This is a genomic window from Dyadobacter bucti (assembly GCF_005869225.1).
Classification (GTDB): domain Bacteria; phylum Bacteroidota; class Bacteroidia; order Cytophagales; family Spirosomataceae; genus Dyadobacter; species Dyadobacter bucti.
In genome coordinates this window covers 782,674-802,925 of sequence record NZ_SWFP01000001.1, presented here as the reverse complement: position 1 = coordinate 802,925, position 20,252 = coordinate 782,674, and the positions used below count along the sequence as shown (strand labels likewise).

Below are 20,252 nucleotides of genomic sequence, written 5' to 3'. Positions count from 1 at the left end.
CACTATTCAAATCAATCGTTAATTAATTCAAATATCAAGGGCGTGGGATGTATTTTAAAACCCTCATTTACAAGAAACAATAACTTCATCCATGGCAGATACAAATGATCTGCGCCGGATGAAGTTATTGCTAAATGTGTTGTTCTTATTCGGGTAAAAGTGTTTACCAGGGTTTTGAACCTCCGTTTAAAAGCCACATTTTGGCGTAAGGATGATCTTTGCTCTGGCCGGACGGGATGAATGGGGTAGTGCCCAGTTTCTCCACTGCCGCATTGTAATTGACAACATAGCTTGGATCGAGGTTGGGTGAGGGGTACATAAACCGCACCGGGATCGCATCACCGTACTGGGCAACAACGCCCGCTTTCAGCGCAGGGTAACCGGTGCGCCGCCAGTCAAACCACGACTGGATCCCAAACCAGGACGACAGCCATTTCTGTTCCATAATACGCTCCAGTTTGTTGGTGGCTTTGGCATAATCCACAGTAGTTTGGGCATAGTAGTTGTCGAAATTGAAACTAGCCGCTTCAAAAACGCCCACTTTGGTCATGGCTGCGCGTATCCCTTTTTTATAATGCTCTGCAGGGTCGGCAATTCCGAAACCTCCGTTCAGCGCCGCCTCGGCCAGGATAAATTCAACTTCTGCATAAGTCATGAGGTTCATAGGTGCATAGGCGTCCGTATTTTTCCGGTACCTGTCATGCAGAAAAGAAATGTACGGGCTTCGTTCTGCGTGGTATACGGTACCGTCGTTCCCTTTGTTGTAAACAACCAGCGCGGTTATCGGCAGACCGATCGGCAAACCTACATACAAAGAGGTGTCTGCACTGGCAGGGGAAGCCGGCACATATACCACAGGGTAAGATTCGCCGAATATATTGGTTACCGTCACCGTGGTTTCCTTGGTCACTTTGGTATCCCATTTCCGCTGCACAGGCTGAACGAATCGATACAGTCTCGGATCATTGAGAGAATAAAGTTTATCGACAAATGGTTTTCCGGGTTTCAGGGCAAAGTTGGGGTTCGCGCTGTTCAGCGGGCCACCGGGAGCTGAGTTGTCACGGGCGGTTCCGATCCAGTTGATAAAAGCATCGTCAGCGTTGCTGACAAATGCCCCTGCGCTCGCCTCCTTGAATTCCGCCTCAATATTGATCCCGGCTGCATTCATGTCCTGCTTTTTTTCTGAAAGCCTCATGCAGTATCTGAGCCTGAGTGAGTTGGCTAATTTTTTCCACTTCGAAGCGTCACCCTTGTACATCACGTCCGACGACGCGTTCACAGCATCTTTCGGTGCCAGGCTGCCGAGCAAATTGTCAGCCTCTTTGAGATCTGTCAGGATTCCCTTGTACACCTCCGCCTGGTCATCGTATTTCGGGAAAAAGGCGCCTGTGCCGGCTTTCAGTGATTCGGAGTAGGGAATATCGCCATACAGATCGGTAAGGAGCCCGTATATCGCCGACCGCATCACCAAAGCGATCGCCTGAAAAAAACGGTTGTCGTCCCGCACGCCGCTTTCGTAGACCAGCGCATTGTTGCGAAGAATGACATAGTAGCTTTCCCAGGATTCCCGCGACCAGTCGTACTGGTTTACTTCCGGTGCGCCGGTGTTCGTACCCTGCTGCATGTACTGCATAGCCCCGCCGATCCGCGATCCGTCTCTTCCGAGGTTGAAAATTACCTTGCCGGTGTTGGTCAGTACGTAGGTAAGGACGTAGTTTGCAGATACTTCTTCGGGGTTGTTGGGATTTTTGTTGATGTCCGACAAATCTTCGCAGGAACTCAGGAAGACAGCCAGCGTCATAATCACCGTCACATATATAGAATTTATAGCTTTCATCATTTCTCCTGTTTTAAAAATCGACATTCAATTTAAACCCGAGCGAACCTGTCCAGGGCAGTACATTGTAATATTCCACACCCTGCGACCAGCTGGTACCGTTTGGTCTGAAAGCCCGTTCCGGGTCAAGCCCTTCGATGCCCGCTTTTGTCCACATAAACAGGTTGTTCCCGACCACGGCAAGCGACGCGTTCTGTATTTTGAAGCGGTTTACAAAGGTTTTGGGCAAATGATAAGTGACAGAAACCTCACGCAGCTTTACATAGGTAGCACTGTACAGGTTGCGGTCGGGGAAAGGCCGGTTCGCGTAACGGTAAGCGCTGAACGTGTCGATCCACTTGCTGCCCGGGCCGCCCAGGTTCTCTTTGTATACATCTTTTCCGGCGGCATCCTTGCTTACGAAAACACCGGGGTTCAGGCTTGCATCCTGTTTCCTGATCGCGGCTTCCGAGCTTCCTTCGGGCCAGGGAAAACCTCCGTATGCTGCATTACGGCCACCGACCCAGTTGCCCAGGTATTTTTCAGGATTCTCACGGATCTGTTCTTCTATGCTCCTGTTGGGATCGTAGGGTACCCCGGAAAGGGTTTCTTCGAGTTGTCCGTTGTTGCCCAGGAACATCATGGTATTGGAATAAAACTGTCCGCCCTGGCGCCAGTCGACATTAGCAAAAAGCGTAAAGTTCTTATACCTGATCGTCGGCTGGAAACCGATCATGAAATCGTGGTTGAAATTCCCGATTTTTACAAGGTTATTGACATCGTTGTCCGTCTGGTAAAACCCGCCGTTTGTGACGATCGGGTAACCAAAATACTGTGACGACTGGTCTTTGACCGTCAGCATAGGCGCCATGTAAATATCACCGATCTGGCCGCCTTCATAGGTGCGGACTTCAGCACCGCTGTATGAAGTAAACGCAAAATATTTGATCCCCTCAGCCAGTCTTTTGATGTAAGTCCTGTTACGGCTCAGCGTAAAGTTCATGTCCCAGGTGAAATTTTCATTCTGTACCGGTGTGGCCTGGATACCCAGCTCAAAACCTTTGCTCTGCACCAGACCGGCATTGATCTGCTTGCTGCTGGCGCCCGATTCGATAGGCGTACCGATAGACAGGATCTGGTTTTTATTACCTCTTTCGTAATACGTAGCTTCGAGTCCGAGCCGGTTATTGAGAAATTTCATATCTATCCCGATTTCATGGGAAGTGGAGATTTCCGGTTTCAGTTCCGGGTTTCTAAGTGTGCCGTCCATAAACATGCTTTTGGCTTCACCCCAATCGAGAGCGGTAGAGTAGGTCTGTACGAGGCTGTAAGGCGTTACATCATTTCCGACCTGAGCGTAACCGGCCCGTAGTTTCGCCATATTGATCCAGTCGGGCATTTTGACCATTTCCGAAACGATGACACTAAGCGATGCGGACGGATAAAAGTATGAGTTGTTGCCCTTTTTGAGTGTGCTCGTCCAGTCGTTCCGGGCGGTAAGGTCAAGGTAAACCATATCCTTGTATCCCACTGACGCCGAGGCATAAACGCCATAAAGCAATTTCCGTATCAGGCTGCTGCGTGGATCGAAGGTTCCCGGCGCACCATTGGAGATTGTGTACAATCCCGGAATAACCAGCGCACTGGCAGAATTGTAAAGCGACCGGGTATACTGTTCCAGCCTGCTGGCCCCCGCCATGGCGTTCAGGCTCCAGTTCTCATTGAAGTTCTTTTTGTAGGCAACGATCAGGTCGAGGTTGGATTCCTTGCGGTAATTGTTCGAAACTTCATATCCGCCTTTCACCGCCTCGTAATTGCTGTAAGCTTTTTTCGCTTCCAGGATTTCTTCGTACGAATCCCGGGCATATCTGCCGGTGATGGATATTGTTTTGGTAATATCATAATCGAGCTGAATCTTGCTCACGGTCCGGTCGCGTCTAAAGCTTGTCGGGTTTTCGTAAACCAGGAAAAACGGGTTGTTCTGCTTGGATTTGTACCTTCTTTGCTCGATACCCTTTAGACCGGGCATCCAGTACTCCCGCAGGTCATTGATGTTCACCTGGGATCCTGTTTCATAAATACTCCTGACGGGATCGTTGCGGCTTGCGTCGATCATCGGGCGGTTGTCCGAGCCCGACTCTGTCACGTTCAGGTTTACCGAAGCCCGTAGTTTATCGGTGATATTGTAGGTCGTGTTAAGTGCCAGCGTAATCCTCGAAAGGTCGGTGTTAGGGACGATTCCCCGGTTTTTCATATTCCCTACCGAAAGGCGGAAGTTCCCTTTTTCATAGTTTCCGTTCACCGAAACGTTGTTGGTATTGGTAAGGCCGGTCTGGAAAAAATCCTTGAAACGGTTGGGATAGGATACCAGAGGCACTTTCACCCCATTGGAATTCCACTGAGCCCAAAGTTCGCCGGCATCCAGCTCGGCACCCCAGGTTTCGTTTTCTTCTTCTCCCAAAAGGTGCGTCGCTTTACCAGACCCGAACTTGTTCTGGACCTGTACGTATTTCAGCGGCATATCCAGTACTACGGACGTATTCAGCGAAACGCCAAGCCCTTTCTTGCCGCCCGTGCCCGACTTGGTGGTGATCAGCACGACGCCGTTGCCGGCCCTCGACCCATAGAGCGCTGCCGCGCTGGGGCCTTTCAGGATGGATACGTTGGCGATGTCATTGGGATTAATGTCGGAGATCGGATTTCCCATGTCGGCACCGGCAAATGAATTTGACAGCTTGTTGGCAACCGGCACCCCGTCTATCACGAAAAGTGGCTGATTGTCACTGTTCAGCGAATTGGCGCCGCGAATGATCATACTCACCGAAGAACCTACCCCTCCGCCCATTTGAGAGATCTGTACCCCGGCTACTTTGCCTGAAAGCGAATTCAGGACATTGTTCTGAGGAGTCTGGTTGATGGATGTGCCCTCCACATTTCCGACAGAATACCCGAGTGACCGTTTTTCCCTTTTCACTCCGAGTGCAGTAACCACCGCTTCCCGCAATGTCTCCACGCTCTCGATCAGTGTCACGCTGATATTCGTCTGTTTTTTGATCTCAACTTCCTGTGTCACAAAGCCGATGTAGGAAAAGATCAGTACTGCACTCTCTCCGGGAACCTCTATTGAATAGCTGCCCGAAAGATCGGTCGTGGTACCCGACTGCCTGCCTTTAAGCAGTACATTTACTCCAGGTATAGCCTCGCCGGAAGATGTAGTAACCTTTCCCGAAACCAGAAAAACAGGAGCTCCCGACCGCAGCATTTCATCATGTGTTTTGAGTGAAACCGAATCGAGGCGCAGGTTAGCCCGCTTGTACAGTATCACCTGACGGCCGCTTATTTTATACCCGATGTCGGTATTGCGAAAAATCTCGTCGAGGGCCTTCGGAACGGAAACGCTCCTGACATTCACATTCACTTTTTCGGATACGTCCACATGCGTGTGGTTGTAAAGGAAACGGAACGGGCTCTGATGCTCCACTTCCTTCAGCACATCCTTAATAGGGATCGCGCTTTTACTGATCGAGATCTGCTGTTGTCGGTTGCCTGGCCCGCTGGCCTGAACCTGCTGGAAAAGACAAGAAAAGGCCAGGATGAAGGCTGTCATCATGATCCGGTGCGGTGATTTTTTGAAACCTGAAACATTATATATTAAAGGGCGGAACAATCCCTTCCCGGCTGGTAGTCGAGTTTTTTTCATACATTTAAAAGTTTTTTGATAGAACGAAAAACGAAAGCAGCTGCCTCTCCCGGCATATGCTTAACGCCAGAGGTGTTGGTAGCACTTCCGGCGTTTTTTTATTTAAAAGTCTGTTTTCTTCATAGACTGATTCTTTTTTTAGGGTTCATGGATAGTTATTAAATTCAAAGGGATTTCGCACAAACATCACCTCTGATGAACACATCGTCCCCTTTTACCGTGTAAGTAATCCTGTGGGACGCGGCGATCAGGTCGAGGATTTCGGGCAGGCTTTCCTTTTCGAAATCTGCCGTAAAAGTGCAGGTCAGCTTTTTACGGTTTTCAATATGGATGTTGATGCTGAATCTGTTTTCCAGACGGGAAAGTACTTCCGTGAAAGGCAGCTCATCGAATACCATGCTGACGCTTTCTCTTTCAGGCATGTTTAATACGGCAATTTCCCGGGCATCGACTAGTCTGTTGATGTCCATTGTTTTGAATTTCTTCGAGTAGGTAGCCCGCTGGTTTGGAGATAGCACCACATATTCCGGTTCGTCTTTCCGGTCTTTGTTTTTTTTGATCGCTACCTTTCCATGTACGAGCGTAGTTTCAACAGTCTGATCGTTCCGGTAGGACCGTACATTGAACGAGGTGCCCAGTACCTTGATCGTCAGATCCGACGTGTGCACGATGAAAGGTTTTTCCTCGTTTCTGGTGACGGAAAAAAACGCTTCTCCGCTCAGAAAAACGTCCCGCGTCTGCCCATCGGATTTCTTTTGGTACTTCAGTTCGCTGTCCTCTTTGAGCCAGACAACGGAGCTGTCCGGGAGGACGACTCTGGATAATTGTTTTTGCGCAGTTTTGGTGGTTGCATAAGCCGGTATGACTGTATCGGACCGTTTCCACCAGATCCCGCCAGCCAGGAGCAGCAACAGAAAAACTGCCGCAGCCTGCCACCAAATGCGTTTCCGGATTCTTCGGTCACCGGCATTTCCGTTTTCGCCGAAGTGGACGATATGTTCTTTTATGCCTGATGTTATGTCTGTTTTGAGCCGCCTTCTTTCTTCCGGATCATTGGCCAGCAGGTTTTTAAGTTCGTCTTCCCTGTCGGCAAACCGGTCGAACCAGGCGTCGAGTTCTTCCAGCTCCTCGCTGGTGCATATTCCGTCCCTGAATTTTTCAAGAAGTAATGCCAGTCGTTCTGTTCCCACTTTTTTGTCCCGTTTATTTCTATGACAATCGGGAAAAGCGTTTGTACCAGACGAATTGTAAAATTGTATGAAAAAATTTAACCGCCGGTCTGATACCGTACCACACGATCTTTGATCCGTTTGAGCGCGGTGCTGATCTGGTTGCGCACGGTTTGGTGGGAAATGGACAAATGATCCGCAATTTGCTGGCCCGACATGTTTTCTTCCCGGCTCAGCAGGTATATTTTTCTCATTTGTTCGGGCATCAGGGCAATTTCAGTTTCGATGACCATTAAAAGCTCGTCGACCCCGCCGTCCTGGCTGCTGCCCTGGAAGGTATCAACTTCGCTGATATAGGAGAGTAAATGCTGCTGCTGTGTGAGCCGCGCATGGATGACGTTGAAAACCCGGTTTCTGACGGCTGTAAAAAGGTAGGCAGGTACGGAAAGCGGGATACTCAGATGGTCTTTTTTTGTCCAGATCGTAATGAAAACTTCCTGGACGCAATCTTTGGCATCGTCCTCACTTTCGAGACGAGCATAAGCTGTGGTGAATAATTTTTGCCAGTACCTATCAAAAAGCTCCACGAAGGCAGGCATGCTACTTTCTGATACGATCTTCGTGAACAGCTGATTATCTGAAGAGTTTTTCACAGGCCGCAAACAGGAGCCTCAGTATGCTCCCGATGCAAATTAAACAATAAATTCTCCAATTAAAGGTTTTTTACAATTTGTTAATGTATCAATTTAAGAAAGACAGAGGAACCCATTACAATCATCCTGGTACGAATTTTTACCGCGAGCTACCGACATCAAATGTAGCTTACAATGAGGATTGACGAATTTTATGACAAGGCTTATTCCTGGATTCTTGACAAGGGTCCTTCATTACTGCTGGGAGTGGGCGTTTTATTAATCGGGTTCTGGCTGATCAAAATACTTGCCAAATGGATGAACGGGCATTTGTTCAAAAAAGAGGTAGACCCTTCGTTAACACCATTTCTACTAAGCCTTACCGTAGTTGTGCTGAGGATTCTGCTGATCGTTTCGGCCATGCAGATCATTGGTATCCAGATGACTATCTTCGCCGCCCTGATCGGTGCGATCGGCGTGGCAGCAGGTCTGGCGCTCTCCGGTACTTTGCAGAATTTCACCAGCGGGATCCTGATCCTGTTGCTCAAACCCTTTCAGGCAGGTGACAATATACTCGCCCAGGGACAGGAAGGCACTGTGACTGCGATCAAGATTTTTCATACCATCGTCACCACTTTTGACAACAGAATGGTGATCATTCCCAATAGCAAGCTTTCCAATGAAGTGATCATCAATACCAGCGGTTTGGGGACCAGAAGACTCGATATTGAGCTAAAATTCAACAACAGCATCGATTTCGAAACGGTAAGAAATACGATGGCCCCGATCATCGAAAATGCAGCAGACGCGGCGCGTGCGTATGAAAACAGGATCGGGATTTCATCATTGGAACCGGATGGTTACAAGGTCATGATCAATGTCTGGGTTGATGCGCACGGCTTTGTAGATACAAAAATGAAGATCCAGCAGAAAATCATGGAGGCCCTGAAAGGATCGGGACTGAAATTGCCAGGCCTGGGATGAGTTTCATTTATTGATCGTGAATTGGACTTGCCAGTCTATAAATGTATATTGAGAGTAGCGCAGACAGCCTTTGCGATCGGTTTCAGCTCGGAAAAGCTGGCAATGGTCCAGGGGATCTGCCTGAGGAAGAAAATGAGGAACTGGGTGGGGATCAGCACGCATAAAAGTGCTGCGAGCTGGTGCAGATATTGCTGGTAGGGGAACCTGTATTCCGCCACCAGAATTGCCGAAATAATGATCAGAGGAAATGTGTAAGTGATGCTTCTTGAAATGTCATAAACGCTGTATGCGATAATAAGATGGACTGTCAGGATCACACAAAGGATGCTGGCCAGAAACAGGTTCCGCCTTTTGACCAGCATACTCAGGCATAAAATAAAGATCAGCCACAATCCCTCAAATGTGAGGAAAATACCGGAAAGCCGGTGTTTCAGCTGGTAGGGGATCAGGCTGAGCTGCACACCCGAGCCTTCGCCTGTGGGTGTCTGCAGGCCGAACTTCTGAGAAAGGACTTGCCGGCCGATCAGGTAAACAATGCCAGCCAGCAGCACGACAGAGGATTTGTTCCTGAATGAAAGCCCCCCGAAGATCTGGCCCAGTGAGCGTACATCAAATTTGTTCTCGGCCAGCAGATGAAACAGATAGATCGAAGACAAGGCGACTACTGCCCGTTCGTCTGTCCAGCAGGCAAGCTGGAGTGTCAGGAATATGGCTGACCGGCTTTGAAAGTACATGCCGAGCAGCAGAAAAAAGTAAGCGTAGCCGTCGAACCAAAAGTCGTAATCCCAGATAAAGGCTTTGCAAAGGTACACCGAAGCACTTCCGATGACAAAGAACAGTACCGAGGTATTGGTCATGTATCTTCTCAGGAACTGGATCAGCACATAAAAAAACGGAATGAGCAGAGCCGACTGGATCAGATAGATTAAAATAATACTGTGATCGTTTCCTGAAACATTGAGCAGTCTTGCCAGTAACGGTATGGTAAGCCGGAAGTCGATCTTGGAGGCGTGTTGTTCCAGGAGCGTATGCACCGGGCTGAGCGGGAAGTCTATTTTATGAAAAAAGTAAGAATATCGTTCAGCCAGTTTCGGGTCGAGAAGCAGTTCCAGGTACTTGGGATAGGTGAACAGCGCTACAACTGCCGACGCTAAGAGGGCGATAACCAATACCTGCAGGCGGGTGCCATGATAACCGTCAAAGCTTTTCTGGTCAAAACCGGCAAATTTTCTTCCTGCAAATCCTGGATTTCTTTCTCTTTTATTCTCTAATACGGGTTTATCCGTCGAGCGAAACGAAAGGGAATCAGCCATTAAGTAACTAAAAGGTCAGTTGAGTTTAAACAGGAATGAACGGTTTTGAAACGATCGTCTTCATTCCCACTGTCTGCCAAAAATAATAAATTTCCGGGATCAACCTACATTTAAAGCAGACTTGTGGCCAAATGGGGCAGGATATTGCGAATAATTCAGATTTTATTTGCTTCTGTTATTTTAAAAACTTTACTTTGTCTATCTATTTTATAGACTTATAGGCTGAACCACCCGGCCTTAGGAAAGCGAACTTTTTGTAACGAATGTTCCCGTCGTGGCGGGCGCATGTTTGTCGGCCACAGCAAGCAGCAAAGAAGGCTTTCTTTTTACTGACCTGGCAATTGCCGGGTACCTTTTGTAATTCAAATTTCTTTTTATAACAAACATGTACTGTCATGACGTCTGCCGATGTTTTGCTCCTCGTTAAAAAAATTGCAGTCGGTATTTTGCTGACGCTCGTTCCGCTCGCGCTGATAGCCGGCGGGATATGGATTGCATTCAATATTCTCAGGTAACCAATCATCCAATTATCTCTTAACTTTTATGAAACTAGAGCAGGATCTTGCGCAAAGGATCAAGCGCGACGCGGCGATCAGTGTCTTTCTGTATCTGACACCTATTGCCCTGATGTTCACGGCTTTTTACCTCACCGGTTATAAGCCATGGGAAGGCAGCAGCGGGCTGCCGTTTAAGGTACCCCGGTTCCTGGAAGGGATTTTTAAAAACCTGAGCTCCTGGGGTTTGCCGGTGATTGTACTGGTGATCGGGGCGGTTGAGGCTGTGGCAGGGCTTTACGAAAACAAGTGGACAAAAAATGAGCGCCTGCTCGACATCACCTGTTTTGTAATTCCCAAGATCATCATCCGTCCGCTGGTTACCTATTACAGTCTTCTGTTACTGCCGGAGCTGCTGCCAGGCGGGAAGGACATGTTTTCGTGGGTGCCTTTCTGGTGGGCCTTTGCGATTATTGCCGTAGCAGACGATCTGACGCAGTACTGGTACCACCGCATCCATCATCAGCTGCCCTGGCTCTGGCGTTTCCATCGGACGCACCATAGCGCACCTTATATGGGTATGGCCATGGCCAGCCGCCAGAATATCATTTACAGTATTTTCTTCTCACAAACCTATCTCACCGCGGCGCTTACCTATCTGGGCCTGGGCTATGCAGCGCTTTTTGTGAAAGTGATCAAGTCGCTGATTACCACCGGCGCACATTCCAGCATTCCCTGGGACAAGCCGTTTTATCAGATCAAATGGCTGAACCCGATCGGCTGGGTACTGGAAAGATTGATTTCCACGCCTGCAACCCATCATGCGCACCATGCCGATACCGCTGACGACGGCATAGGCAACTACAAAGGTAATTTCGGTAATATGTTCTTTATATGGGACATTATTTTCGGGACCGGCATCATCACCAGAAAATATCCGTCTTCCTACGGTATCAAGCACTATAAGGAAGAAGAATGGTACGCGCAGTTTTTATGGCCGATCATTAAATCAAAAAAAGAGGGCAGTGAGCTTTCTGCTGACGGGCCGATGGTCGGGGACGAAGTACCTGTGCAGGTAAGAGCCGAAGAATCGCTGCAAACATCCACGGCTGGATAGCCTGCGGCCGGGCCTCCGGTTTTTTTCAACAGGATTTTGGATCGTATACAGGATACCGTTTCACAGGAAATGGTATCCGGTGCGCCCCTGTGTTTTATCTAACCATTATTTAATTCAAATGAGAATGAAAAACCTATACCTGATTGTGTTATTGGGTACACTTATCTTTACTTCTTCCCTGGTGATGGCACAGGATGTGATTACCGGTATCGTGAAGGACGAATCGGGGCAGGGTCTGCCGGGAGCCACAGTTGTGGAAAAAGGCACTTCCAAATATGCGCTGACCGACATCGATGGGAACTTCAGTATTCCCGCTGCAAAACAGTTTCCTTTTACAATACAGATCAACGTCACAGGTTTCCAGCAGCAGGAGATCGAAATCTATGAACTTACTACAGAAGCGGTTGAAGTGGTACTGAAAACCTCCAATTTGCTCGATGAAGTGGTGGTAATAGGTTATGGTGAACAAAAACGAAAAGACATAACCGGTTCGGTGGCATCGGTTCCGCTGGAAATCAAAAGTCAGCCCGTAGCGTCTGTGGAACGTTTGCTTCAGGGTTCCGTGGCCGGGGCCGTGGTAACGCAGACTTCCGGGCAGCCGGGCGGCGGCGTAAGCGTGCAGATCAGGGGGAACAATTCCATAACGGCGGGAAGCGACCCGCTGTATGTAATCGACGGTTTTCCGATCAATAACGATTACGACCTGAACGATGCGGGTGTTACCAACGGATCAAAAATCAATCCGCTGTCGTCCATCAGCACAGTTGACATAGAAAATATTGATGTGCTTAAAGATGCCTCGGCAACAGCTATTTATGGGTCAAGAGGCGCGAACGGTGTTGTGATCATCACCACCAAAACCGGTTCAAAAAACAAATCTTCCATCAACTACGATGCGTTTTACGGAACCCAGAAAGTAATACGCACCATTCCGCTGCTGAATGCCGGACAATGGTGGGCACTGAGAAAAGATGCAGCTGCCAACTCCGGTAAAACCGTCGCCATTCCCAACATTGCAGGTTATTCATTGGATACCACCGGCACCGGCACCGACTGGCAGGATGCTGCTTTCCGGACTGCTTCCCAGCAAAGCCATAACTTATCCATTTTGTCAGGGTCGGATAAAACCAGGCTTGCGATTTCGGGTAACTACTTCAAACAGAACGGAATCCTGCAAAATACCGATTTCAGAAGGTTTTCGGCCAGGGTCAACCTCGACCACCAGTATAATGACCGCTTCCGGATTTTTACCAGCCTCAATGCCAGCAATACCAAGGCCAATGTAGCCCCCGCCGCGATCGTCGGGAATTTACTGCAGACACCGCCTGCTTTGCCGATCTACCAGGACAACGGGAACTTTGTCGTGAACAGCCCTTTTGAATCAGCTTTGCAGAATCCGATCAATTCGCTTTACAACCAGCTGAATGAGACCATTACCAATCGATTTCTCGGAAATATTTCGGGCGAATATACCATCCTGGAAGGCCTTAAAGCCAAAGTGCTGGTGGGTGCCGACGTCGTAGGGAACAAACAAAACAGATATTTGCCCAGCACAACCGCAGAAGGCCAGGCGCTGAGCGGCAACGCCATCGTGGGTTCGATTTTCACTACCAACTGGCTGAACGAAAACACTTTAAGTTTTGACAAGGATATTGACGATAAAAACCGTGTGAATGCCGTAGTAGGTTTCACGGCCCAGACATCCCAGTCCAAAGGTGCGGTGGCCGAAGCCGCGGGATTTGCGACAGATGCATTTGAATACAATAACCTTGCGACCGGTATTACGAACGTAGCACCGCGTTCGGTGGCGAGCGAATGGGCACTGGCATCGTATCTGGGCAGGGTCAACTATATTTTTGACGACCGTTACCTGTTCACATTCACGCTCCGGGCCGACGGCTCCTCGCGTTTCGGAGAAGGCAAAAAATGGGGATACTTCCCGTCAGCGGCAATTGGCTGGAACCTCAACAACGAAAAGTTTTTCCAGCAATTCAAAAAAATAAGCCTGCTGAAACTCCGGCTGAGCGCGGGAACGACCGGAAACCAGAGCATACCGCCTTACCAGTCTTTGTCGCAGCTTGCCTATTTCCGGTACAATTTTTCGAATACTACTGTTTCGGGATATGCGCCCAATACAGTTCCCAACCCGAATTTGGGATGGGAAAAAACCTTCCAGGTTGATGGCGGGATAGACCTGGGCCTGTTTAAAAACAGGATCAGCATCATCGCCGATTATTATTACAAAAGAACAACAGATCTTTTGCTGACCAGAACAGTAGCAGGTACTTCCGGGCTTTCCAACTTTTACGGCGGCCAGGCTTCCGTGGTATATCAGAACATTGGAGAGGTTAGTAACCAGGGTATCGAGCTGTATGTAAATTCGCAGAATACTACCGGCGCATTCAAATGGAACACCATTCTGATCTGGGCGAAAAACACCAACAAGATTCTCAGCCTCGGACAAGGGGTGGAGCAGATCATTCCGGTTATTTCCGCACCGTCCATTGCCAAGGTAGGTTATCCGCTGGGTTCTTTTATTGTATATAAAACAGACGGCATTATCCAGCAGGGCGATGCAGCGCTGACCCCCCAGCAAAACAAAAATCCGGGCGGGCAGAAGTACAAGGATATCAACGGAGACGGCGTGATCACGCAGGCCGGTGACCGGGTAGTTGTGTCGAATCAGCCGGGTTTTACGACTGGTCTTACCAACACATTCAACTACAAAGGTTTCGATCTGACCGTGTTTTTTCAGGCATCGATCGGCGGAAAACTCTATAATGAAAACCGCGCCAACCTTGAACTCGGGACAGGTTATGTAAACGGGTCCGACGTTCTGCTGAACCGCTGGACACCCACAAATACGAATACCGATGTGAAGGCGGCCTATCAGGATCCGGCGATCACGATTTCGGACCGCTTCATCGAAGATGCGACCTACTACCGTCTGAAAAACATCTCTTTCGGCTACACAATCCCCAAATCGGTGCTGTCCAGGATCAATATCAGTTCATTAAGGGTTTATGTTTCCGCGCAGAATGCATTCACCTGGACCAAATACACTGGCTATGATCCCGAAGTAAGTTTGAACGGACAGTCGCTGATCAACAAAGGTGTGGACTCCGGTGTGTACCCCAACAACAAATCTTTCCAGGCAGGTATCTCATTGTCATTTTAACAAAACAGTTGGCCTGTTCCAGTATTTAAATCAATAGTTTCAGATGAAAAGTTTAAAATATATCCTTGTGGCTTCCCTGGCTTTGGGGCTGGGTTCCTGCGAGCAGTTCCTGAAAGAGGAGCCGGAAGCATTTCTTTCCGAAGATCAGTATTATAAAACGCAGACTGATGCGATCAATGCGGTGAACGCGGTATATTTCTTCCTGAATTCGGGGGGAAGCACTATCCAGACACCCTATAACACTTTGTTCAATACGGGTATGAATATGGCGGGTGACGACGAGGATCCGGGTCCGGGAGCGACCAATCCTGACGTCCGTTCATTGTCCGTTCTGGCGCATTCTTCAACCAATCTTCGTATTTACGAACTCTGGCAGCAGCATTATGCGGCGGTTAAAAAAGCAAATGTGGTATTGGAAAAAGTACCTGGCATCGAGTTTGAAGATGCACTTAAACAACGTTTGCTGGCAGAAGCCAAATTTCTGCGTGCGCTCTATTACTTTAATCTGGTGCGATTGTATGGCGATGTACCGCTCATTACCCAATACCAGAAATTCGTTGATCCCGCAGGATACGAGATCGCCAAATCTCCTTCCACGGAAGTATATGCGCAGATCGAAAAGGACCTGACGGAAGCAGCTGCTGTTTTACCGGCGAGCTACGCCTCTCCCAATGTAGGAAGGGCAACTTCCGGTGCTGCCAAGGCGCTGCTGGCGAAGGTTTACCTGACCAAAGCATCCCTGCCCCTGAACATTGCCGCACATTATCAGGATGCTGTTACAAAAGCGGAAGAAGTACTTTCTTCGGTTGACGGAGGCACCGGAACCTATGGCTATGACCTGGTTACGAACTATTCCGAGGTGTTTTTGCCTGCATTTAAAAACAACAAAGAGCATATATTTTCTGCTCAGTTCAAGTCCAATTCGCTCAATCAGGGCAACAATGAGAGTCCGCGCTGCATACTTTCCGGGATTCCGGGATTGAACGGTAATTATGCCCATATGGTAAGGTTTTATACCAATGGTCAGGATAAATCTTTCAGTATTTATAAACTCTACAAGCCGGAGGACAAGCGCCGCGAGGCGACTTTTGTGAGAAGTTTTACAAGCCCCACCAATGGCCGCAAATATGGTTTGCCGATTGCGAATACGGCTGTTCCGGGTGATTCAACGCCTTTCTGGAACAAATGTTGGGACCCGGCGTCCACCGCGGTGACCAACCAGTCGGCTGCCAATGTGCCGATCATACGTTATGCTGAACTCCTGCTGATACACGCCGAGGCAGAAAACGAAGCAAACGGCCCTACTGCCAAAGCATATAAATCACTGAACAGGGTCAGGAACAGGGCAGGGCTTCCTAATCTTACCACAGGGCTTACCAAAGACCAGTTCAGGGACTCGGTGTACCTGGACCGCCGCCTCGAAGTGGCCTTCGAATACCAGCGCTGGTTCGACCTGATCCGGCAAAAGGATGCTACCGGTAAGTCGAGCTTCGTGGCCAATCTGCACAAAGTCGGCAAAACCAATGCGGCTGAAAAGCATCGTCTGTATCCGTTGCCGCAATCGGAAATTGATAATAACAAGCTGCTGGTACAAAATCCTGGCTGGGAATAACCATTTGTTTTACCAGCTTCAAAAAAACATTGAAAAGATGAGAAATATATTTTTCCCGATACGGAATCTGAGTCTGGCCGCCCTGACATTTCTGGGTACGAGTCAGTTTCTAAACGCACAATATACGCCTGTACAACTCTATAAAGGTAAGGCCGGTAAAACTGTAAAGGATACGCAGGAGTCCTGGCCGGAGAAGAAAAAAGCCCCGGCAGGCGCGCCCAATGTGGTTTGGATATTGCTGGATGACATCGGTTATGGTGCGATCAGTACTTTTGGAGGGCTGATCAATACACCCACGCTGGACAGCCTCGCGAATAATGGTCTGCGTTACACCAATTTTCACACCACAGCCATCTGCGCCCCTACACGTGCAGCCTTGCTGACAGGCCGTAACTCCCATTCCGCTCACATGGGCCTTTTCCCCGAAACCGCCATCGGTACTCCGGGTTACGACGCACAGATCCCGTTTGAAAAAGCGACCATCGCCGAGATACTGAAAGAAAACGGCTATAATACTTTCGCATTGGGCAAATGGCATATTACGCCTCTGGCCGACCTTACACCGGCCGGGCCGTTTAACCGCTGGCCGACAGGCCGCGGATTTGAGCAATTTTACGGATTTCCGTCACGCGGCAGTATCGACCAATGGCATCCTGAGCTATGGGAAGGCACTCACCGGCAAAAGGACGAGCAAAGCGGAAAACACTTCAATGAGCTGATAGCCGACAGGGCGATCAGCTACGTGTCGGGCCAGAAAGCCGGGAACCCTGACAAACCGTTTTTCCTATACCTTGCCACCGGCGCAGGGCATGCCCCTCATCAGGTAGCCAAAAGCTGGTCTGATAAATACAAAGGAAAATTTGACGGCGGGTGGGACGAATACCGCGAAAAAGTGCTCGCTAACCAGATCAAACTGGGTGTAGTGCCCCAGAATGCAAAGCTGCCGCCCCGCAATCCGGGAGTAAAGGAATGGAATACGCTTTCTGCAGACGAGCAAAAACTATACGCCCGTTTTATGGAAACCTATGCGGGCTTCCTGGAATATACCGACTATGAGATCGGCCGTTTTATCCGTCACCTCAAAAACGCAGGTCAGTTGGAAAACACCCTTGTTTTTGTTTCAGTAGGGGATAACGGCGCGAGCAAGGAAGGTACTTTTGTGGGAACCGTGAATAACTACGGGACGGGTATTTCAGAAGAGGTGCGTTTGAAAAAGAACCTCGAAAACATCGATCTCATTGGTTCGGAATTCTCGAAAGTGAATTATCCGCTGGGATGGGCGGCCGCGACGAATGTTCCTTTCCGTCACTGGAAACAGGATGCCAATGCTGAAGGCGGGACGCATAACCCCCTCATTGTTTTTTACCCGAAGGGCATTAAGGAAAAAGGAGGCATACGTAACCAGTACGGGCACGTGATCGATATTCTGCCCACTACACTGGAACTTGTCAACGCCAGGATACCGGAGAACATCAACGGCTACAAGCAGGACGCCGTGGAAGGCACCAGCCTGGCTTACAGCCTGAATGATGCTGCCGCCAAAGACCGCCATACTGTTCAGTATTATGAAATCCACGGTTCCCGCGCCATTTACAAAGACGGCTGGAAAGCCGGGTCGCTCCATGTGAAAGGCCAGGATTTTAATGAGGACAAATGGGAATTGTATAACCTGAAATCGGATTTCAACGAAACCACCGACCTGGCTTCGGAGCAGCCTGCCAAATTGAAGGAACTGCGCGCACTTTTTGACAGCGAAGCCACCAAATACAATGTGTTCCCGCTGAAAGACGGCACCCAGGGATATACTTTGCAAACGGCCTACAAAGATCTGGACAAGGTAGTGCTCTACCCGGGACAATCGACGATTGTGGATGTCGCCGGGCCATTTGCGATCAAAAAATCATTCAGCCTCATTGCCGATGCCGAGCTTTCCGGCGTGGAAACCGAAGGCGTATTGTTGTCGCGCGGAGGTTTTGAAGGAGGCCTGAGTTTCTTTGTCCAGAACCGGAAACTGAATTTTGTGTATGCAGTAGGAGATGGCACGCGATATTCTGTGACGTCCGAAAATGCTACCCTGCCGGCGGGAAAAGTACAGCTGCGGGCCGATGTAAAATACGAAACGGACGGTACAGGTTCGATCAGCTTGTATGTAAACGGTACAAAATCAGGGGCAACAAAATTGGAGAAAACCACTGGCTACATTTATCTGCACGAGGGCGTGAACGTGGGTTTCGACGACCTGACCCCTGTTACAGATACCTATAAGGTGCCTTTTGCATTCACCGGAAAAATCGACAGAGTCACAATCGACTACAGTCCCGCTCAGGAAGTAGGGTTGAAATAGATAGGTTAACATAAAAGAAACAACGCGGGAAGTAATACAAAGGAAACTACACACACTCTATTTTTATCCCCGGGCCGTTCCCAATGCGGTCCGGGCATTGCAGTTTAACCTGAATGTTGTAAGTTCATCATCTGAATGCAAAACGGATCAACGTCCGCTTCGGATTATGAATCAAATTTATCTTACCTCCTCTGATGAAGACCTCCTTCAACTGATCACTGAAGATGACCGACTTGCATTCTCCGAACTGTATGACCGCTATTTCAAGCCGCTTTTCAATTACGTTTTTTCCAAAGTAGAGGACCGGTTTTCTGCCCAGGAAATTGTTCAGGAGCTTTTTGTAAGCCTTTGGCAGCAAAGGGAGAAAAAGCATATTCAGGTGTGCCGGCCATATATGTTTTCGATGGCCAAAAAGCTGGTGATCAACTTTTACCGGAAGGAGTTTACCCGAAAACACCATTACGGACAATGGGAGATCCAGGCTTCCGTGGTTACCGAACTGACCGACCAGACCATCCTCACCGCCGACCTTCAGGACAAATACGAACGTGCGCTCCAAATGCTTCCCGCCAAGTGCAAGGACGTTTTTATTCTAAGCCGTCAGGGTTTTTCCAATCGCGAAATTGCCGCTGAAATGGTTATTTCTGAAAAAACTGTCGAGCAGCACATTACCAAGGCTTTGCGGATCTTGCGGCAGCATTTACGGGAGCATCTGGCTTATTTGATTCTCGCCAGCTCGTTATTCTCCTGATTCCCCCTCTTGATCTCCCCTGAAAAATTTTTTCAATTTGAATAAGGGTAAGGCCTTTCCCAAACGACATGCTTTTGTAATTGATACAAAAACTGGCACATGCATCCTGAAATCACGGCTTATCTTCTGGAAAAATATCTGAATGAAAAATGCACCGTTCAGGAAAAGGAACTGGTAGAAAACTGGTATGCTTCCCTGAGCGGAAGACCCGATTACCTCGGTTCGCTTTCCGAAAGCGAGCAGTTCCTTTTACAGCAGGAAACCTATGAATATATTGAAAATCAGATCTCTGTAAAAAGAGAAACCAGGCAGTTCCGCATTACCTCATTTCATTGGCTTGCCGGTGCCGCGGCCTCGCTGCTCATAGGATTCGGGATTTATTTTTTTTTCAGACCGTCGGCAGATTCCAGCCGCCAGGTTGCGGTGCAGACGGGATCGCAGCCCGTTTCTGATTTTATAAACTTTCAGAATGATATGGCGAAAATGGTGATGCACCAGCTTCCCGACGGCAGCTCTGTGTGGATGCATGCAGGCGCGGAGATCAGCTATCCGAAAGTATTTGCGCCCGGTAGCAGGGAGGTAACATTTACAGGTGAAGGTTTTTTTGATGTCAGCCATGATAAAAACCGGCCCTTCATGATCCGGAGCGGCGAGATGCAGATTAAAGTACTTGGAACCCGGTTTAATGTAAAAGCCAGGGAAAAGCAGAAAGTGCTGGAAGTGGCGGTCGTGTCGGGAAGTGTTTCGGTAAGTGCCGCCGGAAAAGGAAACGATTCAAAAGGGATTATCCTGAAACCAAAGCAGAAAGCTTTTTTCGAAACAGGTTCGAAGCGCCTGACTTTTATCAAAATGCCTGTACAGGTTAAGAAAGAGATTTTTGAGCCTGTTACCATCCTGTTTGAGGAAACACCGCTGAGCTCGGTAGTGCGGCAGCTGGAACAGAAATTCGAAACGCATATTCACCTGATCAACCCCGATATGAACAGTTGCAAGCTCACTGCTGATTTTGAACAGCAGTCGCTTCCATCGATTCTTGAACTGCTCTGTGCGTCCCTGGATGCCAGTTATACGATGTCAGAAAACACCATTCTGATCGAAGGCGCAGCCTGTAAATAGACTGTACGATTATTCACCAAACAAAC

Annotated in this window: 12 protein-coding genes; 7 read left to right on the top strand and 5 right to left on the bottom strand. The window is 48.8% G+C overall.

Annotated elements, in window-relative coordinates:
* Positions 1 to 163: 163 nt before the first annotated feature.
* The 4 genes from FBF61_RS02980 to FBF61_RS02965 form a co-directional block, all read right to left on the bottom strand.
* A complete protein-coding gene (locus FBF61_RS02980; protein WP_166444405.1) occupies positions 164 to 1,840 on the bottom strand; it encodes a SusD/RagB family nutrient-binding outer membrane lipoprotein in 1,677 nt (558 codons plus the stop codon).
* Between the two features lie 10 nt (positions 1,841 to 1,850).
* Positions 1,851 to 5,516 (bottom strand): SusC/RagA family TonB-linked outer membrane protein, encoded by a 3,666-nt coding sequence (locus FBF61_RS02975; protein WP_138475670.1) that lies wholly within the window; start codon positions 5,514 to 5,516, stop codon positions 1,851 to 1,853.
* A gap of 164 nt (positions 5,517 to 5,680) precedes the next feature.
* Complete coding sequence (locus FBF61_RS02970) at positions 5,681 to 6,706, bottom strand: FecR family protein (RefSeq protein ID WP_138475669.1); 1,026 nt, start codon at positions 6,704 to 6,706, stop codon at positions 5,681 to 5,683.
* 77 nt (positions 6,707 to 6,783) lie between these two features.
* Positions 6,784 to 7,338, bottom strand: coding sequence for an RNA polymerase sigma-70 factor (locus FBF61_RS02965; RefSeq protein WP_138475668.1), 555 nt, complete (start codon positions 7,336 to 7,338; stop codon positions 6,784 to 6,786).
* 174 nt (positions 7,339 to 7,512) lie between these two features.
* On the opposite strand from FBF61_RS02965, the gene FBF61_RS02960 reads away from it, so the two are divergent.
* Positions 7,513 to 8,301, top strand: a complete 789-nt coding sequence (locus tag FBF61_RS02960; RefSeq protein WP_138475667.1) for a mechanosensitive ion channel family protein — start codon at positions 7,513 to 7,515, stop codon at positions 8,299 to 8,301.
* 35 nt (positions 8,302 to 8,336) lie between these two features.
* Here FBF61_RS02960 and FBF61_RS02955 read toward each other — a convergent pair whose 3' ends face one another.
* A complete protein-coding gene (locus FBF61_RS02955; protein ID WP_138475666.1) occupies positions 8,337 to 9,614 on the bottom strand; it encodes a hypothetical protein in 1,278 nt (425 codons plus the stop codon).
* A 543-nt stretch (positions 9,615 to 10,157) separates the two neighbouring features.
* Between FBF61_RS02955 and FBF61_RS02950 the strand changes: the two genes are divergently transcribed.
* From FBF61_RS02950 to FBF61_RS02925, 6 genes are all read left to right on the top strand, one after another.
* Positions 10,158 to 11,225 carry a sterol desaturase family protein gene (locus FBF61_RS02950; protein WP_138475665.1) on the top strand — a complete coding sequence of 356 codons (1,068 nt, stop codon included), beginning with the start codon at positions 10,158 to 10,160 and terminating at the stop codon, positions 11,223 to 11,225.
* 124 nt (positions 11,226 to 11,349) lie between these two features.
* Entirely contained in the window at positions 11,350 to 14,403 is a 3,054-nt protein-coding gene (locus FBF61_RS02945) for a SusC/RagA family TonB-linked outer membrane protein (RefSeq protein WP_229214895.1), read from the top strand.
* A 43-nt stretch (positions 14,404 to 14,446) separates the two neighbouring features.
* The gene (locus FBF61_RS02940) at positions 14,447 to 16,015 is read left to right on the top strand and encodes a RagB/SusD family nutrient uptake outer membrane protein (RefSeq protein WP_138475663.1); all 1,569 of its coding nucleotides are present in this window, start codon (positions 14,447 to 14,449) and stop codon (positions 16,013 to 16,015) included.
* A gap of 37 nt (positions 16,016 to 16,052) precedes the next feature.
* Entirely contained in the window at positions 16,053 to 18,359 is a 2,307-nt protein-coding gene (locus tag FBF61_RS02935; protein ID WP_138475662.1) for an arylsulfatase, read from the top strand.
* 166 nt (positions 18,360 to 18,525) lie between these two features.
* Positions 18,526 to 19,110, top strand: a complete 585-nt coding sequence (locus tag FBF61_RS02930) for an RNA polymerase sigma factor (protein WP_229214894.1) — start codon at positions 18,526 to 18,528, stop codon at positions 19,108 to 19,110.
* 99 nt (positions 19,111 to 19,209) lie between these two features.
* Entirely contained in the window at positions 19,210 to 20,226 is a 1,017-nt protein-coding gene (locus FBF61_RS02925) for a FecR family protein (RefSeq protein WP_138475661.1), read from the top strand.
* Positions 20,227 to 20,252: the final 26 nt, after the last annotated feature.